Origin of the sequence: Clostridium perfringens (assembly GCF_016027375.1) — a bacterium.
Lineage (GTDB): Bacteria > Bacillota > Clostridia > Clostridiales > Clostridiaceae > Sarcina > Sarcina perfringens.
Window position 1 is genome coordinate 112,557 of sequence record NZ_CP065681.1, and the last position, 19,664, is coordinate 132,220.

Genomic DNA, 19,664 nt, shown 5'->3' on the forward strand with positions numbered 1-19,664 from the left:
CATATATTTAATGAAACTAATTATGTATTAATAATACTTCATTTTTCTAATATATTAATCTCAACTTTTTTTTACTTTCTGAAAAATTGAGAGTTAATCTTAAAATAATTTTATATATTTTCAACTAATTTTATAACTCATAAAAACCCTTAAGAGATAAAACTTTCTTGATTTTAGTTGAAATGCTAATTTTTTTAAGTTATATTTTAGATGTAACATTTACATATTTTAATAAAAAATATTTTATCTATTTATAAAAATTTGTAAGTAATATATTAAGCAAATTCTAAATGGAAAGGTTTAAACATGTTTAAAGAAGATTTATTAGAAACATCTGAAAAAATTCAATATAACATTTTTAAAAAAGTATATGTAAATAACGGGAAGATTAATAAAAATGATTTATGCTCCGATTTAAATATATCATTGCCAACTTTAAAAACTCACTTAAAGAAAATTGAATACTTATTAAATAAATATTATAAATCAAAAGTAAAAATATCCTCTTCAAAGGACTTTATTTTTTTAAAGTATGAAACTGGAGTAAGTCTTCATTCTTTAACAACTTACTACATAGAAAGTTCTCTTAAATATAAACTTTTAAAATTTTTCTTTATTAAGCACACCAAGAAATTTACTGGAATACAAATTTGTAATTACTTTAATATAAGTTTAGCAACTTTAAACAGAAAAATATTAGAATGTAATTCACTCCTTAAAGAGTTTGATATATCTATTAAGAACTATGAACTTACAGGTTCTCAACTTCAAATATCTTATTTTTATTATTTATTATTTTGGAATAACAGAATAGATATATCTTCTGTAGTATCAGCTAATCACAACATAACTGAAGTAATTGAAAAAACTTTTAATATCACCTTAAAAATTAGTGAAAAGTATCCCTTATATACTTGGTTAAAAATCTTAATGATAAGAAAAAAATTTTTTGTTGAAGATTTCTTTAAGGATGAATTCACCAAAAAGAATTTAAGCATATTAGAAAACACTGAAATTTTTATAGAGCTTAAAAATTTCTTTGAAAAAGATTCCTTAAGTAAGTCCTCTAGTACATACTTAGCATACTCTACTCTTTGCTTTATTTTAAGTTTTAATATAATCCCATATGAAGTTATTAAAGAATTTTCTACAGTTAATGAAAGTACTCCCTTTAAGATTTTCTCTTTAATGACTGAGGAAATGAGTAACTTATATACCACTCACCCTAATAACTTCAATAATGAAGTGAAATTGCATTTACTAAGTTTATGCTTTAAAAGTTACTTCTTTAAGGGAATTTTTTATTCAAACAATAAAATTGTTACAAATTATTATTTAAATGAATTCACAAGTGATTCTAGAGAAAAATTTGTTAATGACTTATTATTAAAAATTAACTCTTTATATAAGGTAAAATACTCCTTTGACCCAGATTACTTTAAACTTTGCATAATATTAACCTTAAATTATCTTAATGGAGTGTCCAAACATTCCCTTACTATAGGTATTTTATCTAGAATAGATAGTTTGATTCTTAACACCACTATTGACTATTTAAGAAAATTTTTAAGAAGAAAATTTGATGTTATCGTGGAAGTTTATGATGAATATAAAAAAGAAAATTATGATCTTGTAATTACAAACTTCGATCCTAATTACATACCAAAAAACTATAATAATATTTATATATTTTCAAATTTAGCAGTACAATATGACTTAGGTAATATAGTTAAAATACTAAATGAAATAGAAAAAACTAAATTTGAAGCATAAAAGAAAAAGGGCTATATAAAAACAATAAGAAAAATCACAAAAATATTTAGAGAGTCCTTAAACCTCTATAAGAATTTGTAATTTCTATTGAAAATTGTTTTGATACATGCCCTTTTTAAAATTAATATATTTTCATAATTTTAAAATACACTATCTAAATTTTAATAAAAGAAACATATTAAAATTTTTTCTTTAAAGATTTTTACATTGTATTTAGCAAGTCTCTTACTTCCATAAGAGCAAAACCTAAGAGATTTTCTCCCTTCCAAGCTGTAGGGTCTTCTATATTCTCATCCTTTGCACCCATTCCTATTCCCCAAATAGAGTCATATGGACTTGCTTCAACTATTATTTTATCTCCTGTGCTTAATAAAAACTCCTTAAGATTTTCATCTTGAGAAAACTTAGCTAAATTTCCACTCTTAACAATTTCATATTTTTCTCTATTCCAAAGCTCTTCATTGAAGTTTTTAATCTTTCTTCCTAAGTCTTTTATTTCTTTTTGATTTTCAACAGATAATATTTCTTCTAAGGTTTCATAATCCTTAAATAACCTTGCCTTTTCAGCCATCATATACTTCTCTGCACAGTTATATAAAACTCCATTAACTGTAAAATCAGAAAGATACCATTGGCTAAAACAAGCCTTAGTTATTTTTTCATTTTTATTTTTTGTATGTCCCCAGAAAAATAAAAACTCTAGTTCCTCTCCACTTTTAAACTTCTGGCAAACACCTTCTACAGAATATCTCATAATACCTCCCCCTTACCTTGCTTATATTCTAAATTAACTATAAAACCTTAAATAGACTTTTTCTTAAAATAACTTCTACTCAGCACTTATATTAAAGACCTCTGAAGCCTTTCCATTGAACATATTATCATAAAATTCTAGTTCTAAATAAAAAAAATGGAGTTATTTAAAAACTCTTATACAAAATTATAAATTTTATATATGAATTTTTATAAATCTCCATTTAAATAAAATATTAAAGTTTTTCCATGTACTTAAAGACATCTTTTCTGAATATAACCCCTAAAGCACAAGCTATTAAGGCTATTACACCAATAATTATTACTCCTACAATATTACCCTCTGCTAAGTTTGCTCCCATAAAAGAGGATGCAACTAAGGCTGGTATTCTTCCTATCATAGAGAATATTATAAAGTGTCCTATTGTTATGTTACTTAAGGCACAAACCATAATAAGTGAATCCTTAGGTGCCCCTGGTAAAAAGAATAGTATTACCAATATAAGCTTAAACTTAGGGCTATTTAAAATCTTTTCTAATTTATCATACATATCCTTAGGTACAAATCTTTGTACTAGCTTCTTTCCGAACTTTTGACATATGTAAAATAATATTGCAGATCCAACTGCTATGCCGAAAAATGAAAGTAAAGTCCCTCCTAAGGCACCAAATATATATCCCCCAGCAGCTTGTATAACCTCTCCTGGAATAAAGAATATAACAACCTGTAATATTTGAAATACAAAAAATATTACTGCTGCCCAAGGACCAAACCTTTCAAGATAACTCTTTACAACTTCACCATTAGTAATTAATTTATAAAAAACCATTATATGCTCTCTAGTTAAATAAAGAGTTATACATACAAATATTAAAACTATTATACTTAAAATTATTAAACTCTTCTTCTTCATAAATAAACTTAAATCTTAAATTTTCCTCCTTAACTAATTTTTAATTCTATTTTAAATAAGTATTTATTCTATCTATTATTTTCTAAAACAAAGAACTATTTAAAATAAAATTACTGTCTAAAGTTAATATTAATTAAAATTATATATAATCTAAATTTAACCATATTAACTCTTTTTTATGTAAATCACTTGCAATTTTTTACATACATTATAACCCATAATCTTAAACTTATATATTATAATAATCTTAAATTTACATTACATTCTTATTTAATAGTAAATTATCATAAAAAAAAGAAGATATATCAAAATATCTTTTAATAAAACCTACAAAAATATTTATAGAACCCTATAGCTCAATATTACTGTAAGTTTTATTTTAACTTTTGATACATCTTCTAATAATTTTATTTAAATATATAAAAAACTTTAAATTCTTTAAATCATAAAATTTTACTATAAAAAATCAAATCTACTTTTCATAGCATCTTAATATTCTTATATAATGATTTGCCTCCCTTAAAACATGATCAGAAAGAAGTGGTAAAATTAAGGATTTTATATTGCAGTTCATTATTCCCTTTGTACCCTCTTCCTTAAAATCTCTTAACCTAGTTGTTTCCTTTAAGGTTTCATGAGTAACATTATCTATTGTCACATTGGTAACATTATTTAGTTGTTGAATTAATTCATTAAACTCAAAGGCAAACTCATGAGCAGTATTTATTAATTCATATTCACTTGGATCTAGTAACCCTCTTATAAACAGTGAATGTTCCATCATAATTTCATTCCAAAAAGCTTCTGTCTTGCTAATATTCACCTCATCTATATCTCTATTGCACTCAATATCATCTATATATGAACGATATAATTTAGCTTCTTCTATGGTATGTTCAACAAGTGATGGATAATTACTTGTGAAAATCTTGCAACATAATACATCATCTAAAATTTTCATCTTAAGATCTATTAATTCATCTATTAATTTAATAGCCTTATTGTTAATATCTTTTACACAGCTTGCCACTTTAGAATCAATACCCTTTTTAGGAGCACACATTAAATCTTTTTCCATTGTTGTTATTTTAGAATTAATATTAATTCCTGTATAATGCTCTGTTTTCTTTTCTGTCTCTAAAGTATAATCTGTAAAGACTTCTCCTGAATCTACTATGGATTGTCTAACCCTTCCCTTACTTAGTTTAACTACATCAAATAAAAGTTTTTCAAGATTTCCCTTGCACTTATCAAGTTCCTTAGCGAGTTTTGAATTTTTAGGTCCTAGTCCTGCCTCTAAAAATATGGCATGTTCTTTCATAACCCTCATAAAAAAAAGATGTAATTCTAATGATGAGGTAACATATTTTTCTCTAGATATCATAATATTCTCCAATTTAATTTTTTATATATTATACTCTTAAAGGAATAATTGTGTTCTTAAGTGCATAGTTATCTACTCTTATTTTTCCCTTTAAATTTCATAATTAAAAACAATAAGAAAATAATTATTAGTACTGAAATTAATATTATAACTATTAGTATTAAATTTTCATTTGAATGATTAAAAGTGCTTATTTCCTTTTGAACCTGCTCTACATTACTTGGACTTAAATCAGTTCTCTCTCCCCTTACTAATAAACGTTCAGTATTAATTCCATAAGGATAACAAGTTAGTAAAGTTACATAGTCCTTGTCATCTGATATTTTTAGTTCATCAATTTCATCTGGGTGAATAACTTTTATTTGATTCACTTTATAAGCAAGATCCTTTTTTAAAATGTGTAAATAAAAAACATCTCCATCTTTTAGCTTGTCTATATCAGTAAAGAGCTTTTGATTGGCTAATCCAGTATGAGCTGATAAAACTGAATGAGTATTTTCCCCTCCTACAGGAAGTGATGTCCCCTCTAAAACTCCAACGCCTTTTTTTAAAATATCAACTGAAGTTCCATAGTATATAGGTAATTTAATATTTATACTAGGAATTTCTATGTACCCTAAGACATCCCCTTCATGAATATTTAAGCAATCTGGCAATTCATTCTCAGCAGTTCCATTAAATAAATCATAATTATACTTATTAATATTTTTTATTAAATCATCAACTTCTTCATCCTTAACATTATTTATCTTCTCTGTATAATCAGAAATTGTAGAAACTGCAAATTTATTATTTATGTAATTAGAAAAACTAGGGTATAACAAAAATCCTAGAGCAATAAGTGTAATCAAAATTAAAATAGAAAAATATATTCTTTTTAGCCTTTTCAAAAAATCTAGTGCTATATCAAAGTTCATTAATTATAGGTTATTTTGATATGCACCAACTCACCTCCTAAAGTTTAATTAACCTAAAAGACGAAAATCCTCATGTCATAAAAAAACTTCTTTTTATAATTTAAATTAAAAAGAAGTTTTTATTTATATACTCTGTATTTAATTTTTAAGTTTAGTTCTTAGTTTTTCTGCTATTTTCAAATTTAGTGTAGCCAAGTCCTAAGATAGCTAAAACACAAACTATACTTAATAAGATAATAGCTATTTTTATAAATCCTGTATTTCCTAATCCCCCTGTTGATGGAAGAGAAAATCCAGCGTGGTTTTCTATTTGAACATTAAATAATATATTTCCATCATTCTCTGAAATATCATTTATTATTTGTCCTGCTTTATTTCCATTAGAAATTTCTATAGTTGCAGCTCCTGTGTAATTTCCAGACTCATCTTTATTAGCTGTAATTGTCACTTCTACTGGATTTTTTAATAAGCTATATCCAGATGGAGCTACTTCCTCTGTAATAAGGTACTTTCCTTCTTTTAAGCCTACAAATGTTGTAATTCCCTTTGAGTTAGTTACCCCATTTCCACTTAAAGAAACCACTTGTCCTTTTTCATCATATGTATATTTAGCTACAGTCTTTCCACCTGCATCTTTTACTGAAAACTCAGCACCTTGTAAAAGCTTAGAATTAAGCTCTGAATCAACCTTTGTAATTCCAAATCCAAAAGTATAAGTAGTAACCTTATCAGTTAATTTTTTATAACTATCCTTAACATGTGGGTTATTTGTATAGTCTAATTGTATGTTGTTAGTATTTCCTAAGTTTTCTTTATTACTAATAACTGCATCCTTATTTAATGTAGCTTGGTAATTTAAAGTTATTCCAGTCTCTGCATAAGCTTTTATATTCTCATATACAAAGTTTATTGTAATAACTGTTGATCCATCTTCTTGTTTTTTTACATCTACAGTATAATCTGTATCCTTAGCAAAAACTTTATCTCCTGAAGTCACCTTAAAGCCAGTTTTCTCATCATATGTTAATCCCTTGCTCATAGTGTCAGTAAATTTGTACATTATATTCTGTGCATTCTTTTGATAAACTGGTATAGAAGCTTTTACTTCGTATTTAACAACATCTCCAATATTCTCAGATGAAGTTTTAACTCTTTGATTCTCTTTAACTATGTTTTTTTCTAATATAGGAGTGTTATCCTTTGGATTAATAGTTACATCATAATTCCATGAATCTCCTGAAACTTGAGGAACTGAAACTATTATAGGTGTTGAAGCAACTGCTGCCCCCTCTGAATCACTTGAAGTTTCTGTAACTAGGTAATAACCTAAGTCAACAGTATTTTTTTGTCCATCTGTAAGTTCTTGTCCACTCTTTTTGTTATCAAGAATATATTTATGTAAGTTAACAGCAAACTCTTTTACTTCTTCTCCATTTAATTTTTGAATTGATTCTTGGCTATAAGAACCATAATTAGAATTATTAAAGAAGTCTTTTAAATCACTATTTACTGAGTATTCATATGCATCCCCACTTTTAGTTGCATCTAATAACTTATATGCAGTAAAGGTAGCACCTTTTTTTGATATTGTGATACTTCCCTTAATAGGAGCATCTTTAGAAATTGATGGCGTAGCCGCAAATACAGGTATTGATGTTGTAATAAAAACAAATATAAACACCATTATAAAACTAAACTTTTTTAATATATTATTTTTCATTTATTAATTCTCCCTTTCTTTTAAAACAAATTCTGTAGTACTAACTAGGCTTAATACAGCTGCTAAAAGTGTAATTCCAATGAATGAAAACTTAGAAGTTCCACTGCCCCCTGTTTCAGGTAGTATTATTCTTGGAACATTTTCAACTGAAATATCATATGTATTTGTTTCTGTATTTTTATTTAAAATTATTTTTTTACCTTCTTTTCCAACTCTATAAAAACTTTCTTCAAAATCTAGAGTTATATAAATATCATCACTTAATTTATATCCCTTAGGAGCCTTAACCTCTTTTAATATGTATTTTCCATAAGGCAAATTGTTGATTTTAAAAGAGGCACCATCTTTTGATGGTATTAACTTTCCGCCCCCCATTGGATCTAATTCATAAACTTTTAAATTTTTATTATAAGCAAATTTTATTGGTTTTTTTGGATTTTCCTCTTTAAATAGTTTAAAGTTAGCACCTAAAATAGGCACTCCCTTTTCATTTATTTTATGTATTGCTAAGTTTACAGTAGTCTTTATAGGATTTCCTTCCCATGGCACCTTAACCACCTTACTATCCTCATTTACAATAAACTGAATAGGAGTTTTGTTTAGCTCATATCCCTCTGGCGCTTTTATTTGTTCTAAATTGTACACTCCATCAGGTAATTCAAAGCTTACAGGCTCTCCATTTTCAAATGTAAACGTTTTTATTTCTTCATTGTAAATATCCCTAACAGTTTCCCCTTCTTTAGTTGTTAACTTAAAAACTGCTCCTTCAAGTAAGCTTGGATCATCATACTCAGCAGATAGAATAAATTCCACTATAGGATTCTTTCTAGTTGAAACCTCATTAGTTGGATTTCCATTTACATATGCAATATTTTTTACTACTTCCCCTGGCCCTACATTTTTCATACTTGCTTCTATGGTGATATATGCTGGCTTTTTAGCATCTATATCTCCATTACTATTTTTAATAACTAATTCCTTTGTGTTTTCATCAAAATCAGTTATAAATTGATCTGTAGCCGTAATCTTAATATCACTTAGTCTAGGATCTAATTTATCAATAATATTTAAAGTATCCTTAAAAAAGTATCCATAGGAATCAAACTTAATATCATATTTAATTTTTTGGTCATTAGGATTATTTTTAACTTTTGTCTTATCAACATATTTATAAACATTTAATGCTCCTGCATCCTTTGATAACTTTGAATAATGCTTTGAAGGCAACTCTTTATCATCATCATAATATAATTTAGCATCATTTAAATATCCACTTTCAGTAGAAGTAATACGAGTTTCATAAATAACTGTATATCTCTCATATCTTATGTCACCAAAATTTATTTCTAAATGTTTGGTATCAGCCTTTATTCTATTACTCTCCCAAAAGTCCTTGGTAACATCACTACTTCTTTCATCATAGTAACCCATTCTTTTTATGCATATACTATTTACATCTAAAGCCATGCCCTTTGGAATATTATCAAAAAAATCAGCATTACTTAAATAACTTCTTGTATTTGGATTTACTCCATCACCTAAATTTATTTCCACAAAATATTTTATAGGTTTATTCCTGTCTACTATCTCTCCATAATACTCTCTTCCTTGCTCCTTATCTGTAGCAGCTGTTGGTAAATCAGCAGTCTTATACATAAGAGGGTATTGTCCACCAGAACTAGGATGGGAATATTCTTCTCCTGTTATATAAACAGTGCTTGGCTTTCCATTTAAATCAATACTAATTGGGTAACTTACTCCCTTTCTAATATTGCTATTTCCCACAAATCTTATAATCATATATCCTGTTACAGCTTTTTCTACATTTTCATTAAAGGTTAAAGTTACCACTCCATCCTTAACATCAAAATCCTTAAAATGCTGATCAGGACATTTAGGCTCTATGTCTTTAAATATATCTGGCAAACTGATAACAATTTTATCACCATCTTTAAGCTTATCTTTATTCAAAATCTTATAGTCAATTCTTAAATTATTGCTTATGTCTTTAGCCACAGTATTACTCTCAAAAGTAGTGCTTGTAATTTCAACAGCCCCATCATTTTGAACTGATTTTGATTCTTCTCCTAAAACAATGCTTCCAGGGAAGATCATAATTACTATCATAGAAATAACAACTGACCATAAGGTAAATATATTGAAATTTTTACTATTCTTCATAAAATAAGCCCTCCTCTCTTAAAAAATGGAAAATAAAAAACCGACTATATTTATAACTTTTTATAAATATAGTCGGTTGCATCACTAACTCAGCATATTCCAGATGCCCAAATACAGAATATACATCAACGTTTCTATAACATTTTAATATTTACTAATTATTTCTTAAAATTCATTACTTTTTAACACTTAATTTTCAATTTGTATTTGTATGTTACAGTATTTTAAAAAAACTGTCAAAAAACATTTTTTACAGCAAATATTATTTGTTAATTATATTAAGTTTTTATTTTTAAAACAATATATTTTGCATATATATTTTATTAATTTAATAAATAAATTTTGATTTTTTTATACTTTTAATATAGGGTTTTATCAAGGTTTTAACGCTAATTTTATATTTTAAATTTAAAATATCCTTAAAAAACTTCCTCTAAATTTAATTCCTTAATATATTTTTTTGGAACATAATTACAAAGCCATACATTATTTTTAGATAAATAAAACTTAATTCCATCATTAAACATACTCTCTGAATCTACTTCTAAAATAACTAAATCACCATGTCTTTTTCCAACAATACTTGCAGTTTCTATATCCTTTGATAAATGAACATAATTTCTTTCCTTCTTTATAAGTCCATTTTTCAAAATTGACTCTAAATATTTTCTTCCAGTACCATGATATAGAACCTTTGGTGGCTTAATAGGCTCTAAGCCTAGATCTACTTTAATTGAATGACCTTGATTAGCTCTTATTTTGCTCTTATCCTCATTGAAAGAATATCTACCCTTTGAATCTTCTCTAACTATTCTTTCTAAATCATCCATGCTAAATCCTTCATAGGACTTATTTAGCCCCTCTATCAAATCTAATACACCTAAATATCCATGCTCATCTAGTTTTAATCCTATTTCTTCTGGCTTATGTCTTAGTATTAAACTTATGTATTTACTTATCTTTGAATCATTATTTTTCATTCCACCAATCCCCTTACTCTCCTATGATATTTCTAACTTATCCTAATAAAGAATAACAAAATTATCTCCAAAAATAAATTTTACATTATTCATAGGATTCTCTTCTTAATAAGAAAATTCTATCATAAATAGAATCTTTTTTACTGCTTAGCCCATGTAAATTTAATCTCTAAAAGTATTGTGACAGACTTGTACCAGACTTTTATAAATCCGTCACATGCCTTAAACCCTTGATATAACTTACTTAGAAGGACCTATGACGGACTTTGACGGACTTTTTTCTATTTCTATGTATACATGTATACTATATATTTTTTTATCTATATATTTTTTTATTTTTTTCTGTATACTACAGAAAAGGAAAAAGTCCGTCACTTCCGTCAAAACCATTGATATCACTAGAAAAACTCAGGTTTCAACTCCGTCAAAAATACGTCACAACTCCGTCACTAAAGGATAAAATATTAAAATAATAGCTCTTTTATATTATAAAATATAAGCAAAATTTAAATATTTTACCCACTTAATATGTAATTTAAAGATTAGTACTAACCTAGAAACTTCTTTGTCAGCTATAACCACTACTGAAAAATCGCTAGAAAATAAAAATTAAGTACTAATCTTAATATCTTATAACCATATTTTTATTTATAATTTTAGCAAAAATCTCAGTTATTTATGGTACGGTCTCTGTATTGGTATTAAATAAGGTTTTATCAAATTCAACTATTAGTTAAATTTGATAAAACCTTAAATCTATTTATTATACCCAATTAATATCTTCTAGTTTATCTATAAGTGTATTAAATCTATTCTTATTTATAGATATAGCTTGTGAGTGAGCTGTTCTGCATTCTTTACTTTCTGAATATGCCAATATTACTTCCCATTTATAATTTCCATCTTTAAAATACTTCCAAACTAATCCATTTGTGTACAAATAATGTGAAATCCCTTTTTTCTGTTCTTCTACTTGAATTGTTTCAGAAAGAGACTTATTTGTTGCTTTTACTTCTATAAAACCATATACTTTTCCAATATCCATACGATACTTAAAATCTTCAGATAAAACTGCCATATCTGGAATACCTGCATCCGTTGTTAATCTTTCATCTCTATCTTTACGAAGACGGTTAATATCTACAAGTGACAGCTTGTCTGATTTTATGGTACTATCAATCACATTATAAACAAGTATCTCAACCCCAGCCTCGATAGGACATTTCAATATTACATCATTAATTTTGCGTTCATAATATTTATAATCCATCTTTTACTCCTTCTCAAATAATTAATTTCTTAACTATTCTCTATACAAATTAAAATTTACATATTACATATGTATAATAAAATTATACTATATACCCAATATACGAACCTAAATATTATAATCTTTTCATTGCTACTATTCCTCTATAACACAATATATAAATTTAATACCTTTAACCCAACATTTCTCAACATAAAAGAAGAAGGAATACCCTTAATAGGTACTTGTCCTTCTTTTACTACATCATTAATCCTCCCTAAAATATAAAAACTTCTATATGTAATCTAATTACACATAGAAGTTTATTGTAAGTAATATCTTATTAAATATATTATTCTTAACTATAATATATATTTATATTTTAGATTTATTTTGTAATAGATTAAAATTATTCATTAAATATACTCTATTTAGCGTTCCAACATATTAAATACCGTATTAATAGAAATACATTTAGCATATCTATCATTCCACATAAATTCATTATAATACTTATAACTTTGCTCTCCACTAAAGAACTCATTATCAACAGTTGAGTTAGCATAGCTTGGTACAATCATATTAAATCCATGTTCAAAACCACACTTTATGGTAGCATCAATACATTTATCAGTTTGAAGTCCAACAACAATTATATCTTTTTCACCCTTTTCTCTTAAATATTCTAACAAACCAGTTCCTCTAAATGAACTATTTACATTTTTTACAAACACTTTTTCTTGTTCCATAGGCTTAAATTCTTCGTAAACTTCAAATCCATCTTTTCCTTTTGTTAAATCACTTTCTACTCCATCATCATGTATTACATATAATACTTCAATGTTATTTTTTCTTGATGTATTAATTAATTCCCTAATATTTGTAATAAAATTTTCAAAATTATATAATTTACTATTTACTAATAATTTTTGTGTATCAACGACTAATAAAACCATTTATGTACTCTCCATTATTTCATCAAATTCCCATTTATCTATATATTATCAGAAAAATTATTAATTCATATATAATACATTTATTTATTAGTTAATATTTTTATTATTACGTATTATTCCATTTTAAATAAATATATCAAGTTGTTATTTTACAACAGCTTAATTACTTATAACTACTTTTTCATTATCCAATTTTAGTAAAAACCATACTTATTTATGGTATGGTTCTTCATATCAATATTAAGTGAGGTTTTTCTTTACTACTAAAATATTTCAAATAATTTAGAATTATTATTTCTATCTAGACTATATATGACACTCAAATAACTATTATTTTCTCTTAATCTTCAAATTAATTTATTTATTATTAATAACTTTTAATAAAGCTTTTTAGATTATTAATAAAATAAGCTCTAATAGACTTATCCCTTATTAACCCATTAATTTTCATTAAGTTCAAATAAACCATTTCTTCATTTTTATCATATTTAACTGTCAATATATTTTGAAATATTATTTCGTCATTTAGTATAATTTTCGCTCCAAACTTATAAATATCTTCATTCTTTTCTATAACATTAAATACATATTACATAAGTTTTATCTCCTCATATAAAATTATTTAAATTAATATTTTTAGATTATCTTTTTGTGTTCACATAACTTATTTCTTTATCTTACCGTTTAATATTATAATATCTAACAACTAATTTTATAATATTCCAATATGTAGATTTTTTATCTCCAATACATTTACATCTAAATTACTTTTTTAAAGACTAATTCTTAATTGAAAACTTTCTATCTTAAAGAGAAACTCCTTTAAGTATTCTGTGGTTTCTTTTCTTTCAAAAATTTTCCTATCATTTATATCTAAGTCTTTTTCCTTAATCATATCATTTATTATATTTATAGCATTCATTATTAACATATTAGCTGACTCTTCATTACTTAATTCTTTTTCAATAGATTTACAAAGCTTAACAACTTCTTTACTATTTAATTTATCCGAAAAATCTTTTTTTTCATGCATATGTTTTATTGTCATTAAAATATGCCATTTCATTCGAGACATCGATTTATATTCTCTATTTTTTCTAAAGAATGACTCTACATAATATAACAATAAGGCACTTACATAATATACCTCCGGCTTATCATTCTCTTTAAAAATATTATCTTTAACTTTTTTAATAACTGTACCATAATGACCTGATACACCATGTGGATTATCTAAAAACATAGATGCAACCGACTTGATTTGTTTAGATATATTTATAATTTTTGTCTGAGGAATATCTTCATTTCTATATTGATTCAATCTTCTTTCATAATATAACTTTATCTTATTTTTATTTCCTTTTATCAAATTATTTTTTGAATAATAAAAATCTTCTAGCATTCTATGAAAACTATTAAGTGCATCTAATTGTTCTGGCTTTAATCCAGTCTGACTATTAGTAGATTTAATTATTTCATTTTTTGTAGCTTCATCTTTCGTAGCTATTATTTTTAATGGAATAGCTATATTTTTATCCTCTAAATCTCCAATATTTTCAAAAATTACGTTACTAGTTTGACATCCATTAACGACTTGATAATTGATAAGATTAAATTTCTCTCCAACAGGTTTAATTTCATCTGCAACAATTGTAACACCATTATTTAAAATACCAAAAAGTTGTGATTCTTCTCCTAGTAGTCTTTCTTTCATATTTCTGTTAACATCATTATTTTCTACCCCTAAATAATCCCTTATATTATCCTCAAAAACATTTTTTATTCCTTTTGTTTCTGAGTCTAGTAATAACTTTACATACTCTCGTATATCCACTATTCCAAAATATGCTGATGTTATTTTATCATCATCATATGAAAAAGTAACGTGTTTATGGAAATTAAACTGTGCCTCTAAATCTGCATCTATTTTCCTATACAACTTTTGAATTTCTTTAATCCCTAAAGGAATAAATTCTAATTTTTCTGAAATTAAACTTGTATTTTCTATTGCTCGTTTTCCTTCTTCAATAGTTTCTTTTAAATCTGAACTTAACTCAGTTGTACTTGAACAATTTGCATAATACATAATACAATTCGGATTTCCTTTTCTAAATAAGTGAGAATTTTCATATATTATGTTTTTGATTTCCCAAAATTTTTCTAACTCTTTAATAGAACACTCTTCTTCCTCTATGAATTTTTTTATGTATTTAAAAAAGTAATTAACTTCTTTATCATCAAAATGATCTGCTGACTTAGTTTGTACAAATATAAAATCTACTGATAATACAGTTTTATTAGCTATTAACTGCATTAAATCTTCCTCATTTAATATCATTTTATTATTTATTAATATAGCTACACCATCTATAGCTTTTGCAGTCCCAGTATCCATTTCATTAAAATTCTTTTCTGAATCTATAATATGATTATTTAATATACAGTAATTTATAAATTGTTCAAATACTAGCGCTTCATCATTCTCTTCTATCTCAAATTTTTCTTTAAATTGTTTTAAAAAATTTTTTATAATAACATTCTTCATACTTTACTCCTTATTACTACTATAGAAATATTATACATTTTAAATCAAAAAATTTCTATTAAATAGATAGTAAATTTAAGTCTACTATATTTATTTAAATAATCAGAAACCGCACCTATTTATGGTACGGTTCACTTTTCATTATTCTAAAAATCTATAAAACTAACAGAAATAAACTACTTGATGATAAAATTAAAAGCTATGGTTTTTAAACCATAGCTTTCATTTATTTAATCATTTATTATACAATCTTAGTAGTCCATTCTTCGCAATTCCACACATCTGTTACTACATCTCTATAGAATTCAGGTTCATGGCAAACTAAAAGTATGCTTCCTTTATATTCTTTTAATGCTCTCTTTAATTCATCTTTAGCTTCAACGTCTAAGTGGTTTGTTGGCTCGTCTAGGATAAGTATGTTTGTTTCTTTGTTTATTAGCTTACAAAGTCTTACCTTAGCTTGTTCTCCCCCACTTAATACTGCTACTGAGCTTTCTATATGCTTAGTTGTTAATCCACATTTAGCTAGGGCACTTCTTACTTCGTATTGAGTGTATCCAGGGAACTCTTGCCATACTTCTTCTATACATGAATTATAGTTTGCTTCTTTTATTTCTTGCTCGAAGTATCCTATGCTTTGGTAATCTCCTGTTTCAACCTCTCCACTTATTGGTTTTATTAATCCCATTAAGCTTTTTAGAAGTGTTGATTTTCCAAGTCCGTTAGCTCCAACTAAGGCTATTTTTTGTCCTCTTTCCATTCTTATGTTAAGTGGTTTACTTAATGGCTCATCATATCCTATAACTAAATTCCTTGCTTCAAAGATTAATTTACCTGAAGTTCTTCCTTGCTTAAAGTTAAATTCTGGTTTTGGTTTCTCAGCAGCAAGCTCAATTCTATCCATTTTATCTAATTTCTTTTGTCTAGCTCTTGCCATACCTGTTGTAGCAACCCTAGCCTTATTTCTAGCAACGAAGTCTTCAAGTTTAGCTATTTCAGCCTGTTGTCTTTCATAAGCAGCCTCTAATTGCTTCTTGTTAGCTTCATATACTCTCATAAAATTATTATAATCCCCAGTGTATCTAGTTAATGCTCTATTTTCAACATGGTATATTACATTTACTACACTATTTAAGAATGGAATATCATGTGATATTAAGATAAATGCATTCTCATATCCTATTAAATAGTTTTTAAGCCAAGCTATATGTTCCTCATCAAGATAGTTTGTAGGCTCATCTAGAAGTAATATATCTGGTGTTTCTAATAAAAGCTTAGCTAATAAAACCTTAGTTCTTTGTCCTCCACTTAAATCAGTAACATCCTTATCTAATCCTACATCTCTAAGACCTAATCCAGCTGCAACCTCTTCAACCTTTGCATCTATCATATAAAATCCATTATGATCTAACATATCTTGAATTGTAGCTGTTCTTTCTAAGGCTTTAGTCATCTCATCCTCTGACATTTCACCCATTCTCTCATAAAGACCATTCATTTCAACTTCCATATCAAAAAGATATTGGAATGCTTCTCTTAAAACTTCTCTTATAGTTTTGCCTTTCTCAAGCTGAGCATGCTGATCCATGTAACCAACTCTAACTTTATTACTCCATTGAACATCTCCCTCATCTGGCATAAGTTTACCTGTAATTATGTTCATGAAAGTTGATTTACCTTCTCCATTTGCTCCTATAAGTCCAACGTGCTCCCCCTTTAAAAGTCTGAAAGACACATCTTCAAATATAGCTCTATCTCCAAAGCCATGATTCATATTTTTAACTATTAAAATACTCATTTAACTTCTATCTCCTTATCTAAAAATCTCTATAAAAATAATCTCATAAAATATATGAACTCAAAATACTATCCCTTAACAAAAAAATTTATTTTCTAAACTAAACCTCATATTATGTAAAATACTAAATATTTTAAGCTGGAATTTTTATTTACACTCACTTTATCCATATAAAGAAAATCATTTACTTAACTATCATTAAGCTCTTACTTCTTTATACAGAAATTCTATCTACGTAAACAAACTCCAACTAAGTAGTAAATTCTTAAAGAAACATTTGGCTACCAACAAATAAAATTAAAGCTAAAAAGCAAATTCCAACTATATTATATAGAACTGACATCTTAGATGATTTTTTCTTATTTAATCTACTTACTCTGCTTTCTACCATTTCCCTATTCCACCTTTCAAAAATTTCAAACTAAAATATATATTAAATAAACTTCTTTTTAAACTCTCTAATATACATTATATATAGTATATTATCTAACTTTAGTTTTTCAAATATATTTTTCTTCCTCTCCATAAAATTTATCTCTTTTTTACTTTCAGTTTACTAAAAGCTTTTTAGATTCCTCATAAATTCCCTCAATAAACTAATATATACATCTTTTTAAAATTTGTTCTTAAAATTTAATATTACTTTTAAATAAAATCAATTATTTTCTTAATAGTCCATTTAAATAAAATCAACCAATTTCTTAAGGGTGTATATCCTATTGTAATAAGGTCTATTTGTAGTCTTCCTAAGTTTCTATATGATATAATAGATTAAATACTTGGTATAAATTGTACAAACTAGTAAGAAAGGGGTTTATCTATGCTATATTACTTAGTGGCACTATTTGATAAGGTTTCCTATGCAATAATAAAGCCATTGCAAGAATCCATTTCAAATGAATATAAACTTTATGAGAACCTTCCTATGCTTCATATTACCTTAGCTGTAATTGAAGATCCTGATATGGATAAATTAAATGAAGTAGTAAAAAACACTTTAAAATCATATAAAAAATTTGAAGTTCATTTAAATGGACTGATTAAATTTGGAGAACCTTATAGGTCTGTAAATTTAAAAGTAGATGAAGAAAGTGGAGTAATAAAGAAACTTTCTAGAGAACTTTATGAGAATTTATCAAAAGAAGGATTTAAATTGACTTCTAACCCAGATACATGGCAGCTTCATGTATCCTTAGCTAACCCATATTTTGCACAGAGAGTATGGGGAGAGGATGAGTTTGAGTCAGCTTATACAAAACTTCAAGATTATAATTTTGATAGAGAGCTTTTAATTGATGAAATTCAATTTTGGAGACCAATAAATGATGAAAATAAAATGGTGGTTTTTAGCTATCCACTACATTAACACTTAAAATTTATAGAGCGTACATCAAAAGTTATTTTGATATACGCTCTTTATTTATAAAAAAAATCAGAGAGAATTTCTTCTCTCTGAAATAAGTTTTAGTTTATTATATTTACATTCAATTGATAAAATTATACGAGTTAAGCATGAATAAATCTATTTTTTAATAAGTTTCTTTGAAAACTTCAAAGTAAGCTTGTGGATGTAAGCATGCAGGGCATTTTAATGGAGCTTCTGCACCTTCCCAAATAAATCCACAGTTTCCACATTTCCAAAGTACTACTTCATCTTTTTTGAATACTTTTCCTTCTTCAATGTTTTTAGCTAATTTCATAAATCTATTATAGTGAGCAGTTTCTGCTTTAGCTATCATTCTGAAAGCAGCAGCTACTTCTGGGAATCCTTCTTCGTCAGCTACATCAGCAAATGATGGATAAAGATTACTTAATTCATCATGTTCTCCGTCAGCAGCAAATTTTAAGTTAGTTAATGTATCTGTAGGTAATTCTACTGGGTAAGCAGCATTTATTTCTACAGCTTCTCCTTGAAGATCGTCTTTTAAGAATTTATAAAATCTCTTAGCGTGTTCTTTTTCATTTTCAGCAGTTTCTAAAAATATATTTGATATTTGAACATAACCTTCTTTTCTAGCTGTACTTGAAAAATAAGTATATCTTGTTCTTGCTTGGCATTCACCAGCGAATGATTTCATTAGATTTTCAGCAGTTTTAGTACCTTTTAAACTTTTCATAATAAAAAACCTCCTACAAATCACTTATTTGAAAAAACACAATTAAAATTATTTTTCCAAATAAATAATTTTTAAGCCATATTAATTAATAATTGTTATTCCTTATATAACTTATAATATCACTTTCAGGTAAAATTTCAAGTACTTTTTGAACATTTTGTTAATAAAACTATTTTATCATATAAATATTCATATTGTTTCTAAATTCATATATTATTATTCAAATATATAAAAAAATCATAACACTATTTTTTTATTCACACTTAAAATTACATACTATAGCTCCCTTTTTAATAAGAGTATATAATTTAATAAATAAAGTTAATTTATATATTAAATTCACTAAAATTTATAAGGAGGTTTTTATTATGAAGGTT

Annotated in this window: 15 protein-coding genes and 1 riboswitch; of the genes, 2 read left to right on the plus strand and 13 right to left on the minus strand. The window is 26.2% G+C overall.

Annotation, left to right across the window (positions count from 1 at the left end; all coding sequences use genetic code 11):
* The first annotated feature begins 306 nt into the window (after nt 1-306).
* Nucleotides 307-1,773 (plus strand): helix-turn-helix domain-containing protein, encoded by a 1,467-nt coding sequence (locus tag I6G60_RS00745; protein WP_057258239.1) that lies wholly within the window; start codon nt 307-309, stop codon nt 1,771-1,773.
* Between the two features lie 202 nt (nt 1,774-1,975).
* Here I6G60_RS00745 and I6G60_RS00750 read toward each other — a convergent pair whose 3' ends face one another.
* From I6G60_RS00750 to I6G60_RS15380, 12 genes are all read right to left on the minus strand, one after another.
* Nucleotides 1,976-2,527 carry an NADAR family protein gene (locus tag I6G60_RS00750; RefSeq protein WP_057258238.1) on the minus strand — a complete coding sequence of 184 codons (552 nt, stop codon included), beginning with the start codon at nt 2,525-2,527 and terminating at the stop codon, nt 1,976-1,978.
* 235 nt (nt 2,528-2,762) lie between these two features.
* Nucleotides 2,763-3,440, minus strand: a complete 678-nt coding sequence (locus I6G60_RS00755; RefSeq protein ID WP_003452651.1) for a TVP38/TMEM64 family protein — start codon at nt 3,438-3,440, stop codon at nt 2,763-2,765.
* Between the two features lie 472 nt (nt 3,441-3,912).
* Nucleotides 3,913-4,824, minus strand: coding sequence for a DUF2935 domain-containing protein (locus I6G60_RS00760; protein WP_003457567.1), 912 nt, complete (start codon nt 4,822-4,824; stop codon nt 3,913-3,915).
* A 68-nt stretch (nt 4,825-4,892) separates the two neighbouring features.
* The gene (locus I6G60_RS00765) at nt 4,893-5,648 is read right to left on the minus strand and encodes a class C sortase (RefSeq protein WP_236901813.1); all 756 of its coding nucleotides are present in this window, start codon (nt 5,646-5,648) and stop codon (nt 4,893-4,895) included.
* Between the two features lie 244 nt (nt 5,649-5,892).
* Nucleotides 5,893-7,461 carry a SpaH/EbpB family LPXTG-anchored major pilin gene (locus tag I6G60_RS00770; protein ID WP_003457584.1) on the minus strand — a complete coding sequence of 523 codons (1,569 nt, stop codon included), beginning with the start codon at nt 7,459-7,461 and terminating at the stop codon, nt 5,893-5,895.
* Nucleotides 7,462-7,464: 3 nt separating this feature from the next.
* On the minus strand, nt 7,465-9,642 hold the full coding sequence (locus I6G60_RS00775) for a SpaA isopeptide-forming pilin-related protein (protein ID WP_110078034.1): 2,178 nt from the start codon (nt 9,640-9,642) through the stop codon (nt 7,465-7,467).
* A 61-nt stretch (nt 9,643-9,703) separates the two neighbouring features.
* Nucleotides 9,704-9,787: riboswitch (cyclic di-GMP riboswitch) on the minus strand.
* 274 nt (nt 9,788-10,061) lie between these two features.
* The gene (locus I6G60_RS00780; RefSeq protein ID WP_011590083.1) at nt 10,062-10,622 is read right to left on the minus strand and encodes an RNA 2'-phosphotransferase; all 561 of its coding nucleotides are present in this window, start codon (nt 10,620-10,622) and stop codon (nt 10,062-10,064) included.
* Between the two features lie 763 nt (nt 10,623-11,385).
* Nucleotides 11,386-11,850, minus strand: a complete 465-nt coding sequence (locus I6G60_RS00785; protein WP_124231059.1) for a hypothetical protein — start codon at nt 11,848-11,850, stop codon at nt 11,386-11,388.
* A gap of 452 nt (nt 11,851-12,302) precedes the next feature.
* Nucleotides 12,303-12,827 (minus strand): cysteine hydrolase family protein, encoded by a 525-nt coding sequence (locus tag I6G60_RS00790; protein ID WP_096071754.1) that lies wholly within the window; start codon nt 12,825-12,827, stop codon nt 12,303-12,305.
* Between the two features lie 772 nt (nt 12,828-13,599).
* Nucleotides 13,600-15,372 carry an AIPR family protein gene (locus I6G60_RS00795; RefSeq protein ID WP_197925524.1) on the minus strand — a complete coding sequence of 591 codons (1,773 nt, stop codon included), beginning with the start codon at nt 15,370-15,372 and terminating at the stop codon, nt 13,600-13,602.
* A 241-nt stretch (nt 15,373-15,613) separates the two neighbouring features.
* The gene (locus tag I6G60_RS00800; RefSeq protein WP_057230373.1) at nt 15,614-17,170 is read right to left on the minus strand and encodes an ABC-F family ATP-binding cassette domain-containing protein; all 1,557 of its coding nucleotides are present in this window, start codon (nt 17,168-17,170) and stop codon (nt 15,614-15,616) included.
* 265 nt (nt 17,171-17,435) lie between these two features.
* Nucleotides 17,436-17,561, minus strand: coding sequence for a hypothetical protein (locus I6G60_RS15380; protein ID WP_003448566.1), 126 nt, complete (start codon nt 17,559-17,561; stop codon nt 17,436-17,438).
* 429 nt (nt 17,562-17,990) lie between these two features.
* On the opposite strand from I6G60_RS15380, the gene I6G60_RS00805 reads away from it, so the two are divergent.
* Nucleotides 17,991-18,536: a 2'-5' RNA ligase family protein gene (locus I6G60_RS00805; protein ID WP_003457557.1), complete on the plus strand. Its 546-nt coding sequence runs from the start codon at nt 17,991-17,993 to the stop codon at nt 18,534-18,536.
* Nucleotides 18,537-18,699: 163 nt separating this feature from the next.
* On the opposite strand, the gene rbr is transcribed toward I6G60_RS00805, so the two are convergent.
* Nucleotides 18,700-19,287: a rubrerythrin gene (rbr, locus tag I6G60_RS00810; RefSeq protein ID WP_003448599.1), complete on the minus strand. Its 588-nt coding sequence runs from the start codon at nt 19,285-19,287 to the stop codon at nt 18,700-18,702.
* Nucleotides 19,288-19,664: the final 377 nt, after the last annotated feature.

What these genes read in the sequence shown, in the direction of transcription:
- I6G60_RS00745 (WP_057258239.1), top strand. Translation starts at nt 307, where the DNA reads ATGTTTAAAGAAGATTTATTAGAAACATCTGAAAAAATTCAATATAAC.
- I6G60_RS00750 (WP_057258238.1), bottom strand. Translation starts at nt 2,527, where the DNA reads ATGAGATATTCTGTAGAAGGTGTTTGCCAGAAGTTTAAAAGTGGAGAG.
- I6G60_RS00755 (WP_003452651.1), bottom strand. Translation starts at nt 3,440, where the DNA reads ATGAAGAAGAAGAGTTTAATAATTTTAAGTATAATAGTTTTAATATTT.
- I6G60_RS00760 (WP_003457567.1), bottom strand. Translation starts at nt 4,824, where the DNA reads ATGATATCTAGAGAAAAATATGTTACCTCATCATTAGAATTACATCTT.
- I6G60_RS00770 (WP_003457584.1), bottom strand. Translation starts at nt 7,461, where the DNA reads ATGAAAAATAATATATTAAAAAAGTTTAGTTTTATAATGGTGTTTATA.
- I6G60_RS00775 (WP_110078034.1), bottom strand. Translation starts at nt 9,642, where the DNA reads ATGAAGAATAGTAAAAATTTCAATATATTTACCTTATGGTCAGTTGTT.
- I6G60_RS00780 (WP_011590083.1), bottom strand. Translation starts at nt 10,622, where the DNA reads ATGAAAAATAATGATTCAAAGATAAGTAAATACATAAGTTTAATACTA.
- I6G60_RS00790 (WP_096071754.1), bottom strand. Translation starts at nt 12,827, where the DNA reads ATGGTTTTATTAGTCGTTGATACACAAAAATTATTAGTAAATAGTAAA.
- I6G60_RS00795 (WP_197925524.1), bottom strand. Translation starts at nt 15,372, where the DNA reads ATGAAGAATGTTATTATAAAAAATTTTTTAAAACAATTTAAAGAAAAA.
- I6G60_RS00800 (WP_057230373.1), bottom strand. Translation starts at nt 17,170, where the DNA reads ATGAGTATTTTAATAGTTAAAAATATGAATCATGGCTTTGGAGATAGA.
- I6G60_RS15380 (WP_003448566.1), bottom strand. Translation starts at nt 17,561, where the DNA reads ATGGTAGAAAGCAGAGTAAGTAGATTAAATAAGAAAAAATCATCTAAG.
- I6G60_RS00805 (WP_003457557.1), top strand. Translation starts at nt 17,991, where the DNA reads ATGCTATATTACTTAGTGGCACTATTTGATAAGGTTTCCTATGCAATA.
- rbr (WP_003448599.1), bottom strand. Translation starts at nt 19,287, where the DNA reads ATGAAAAGTTTAAAAGGTACTAAAACTGCTGAAAATCTAATGAAATCA.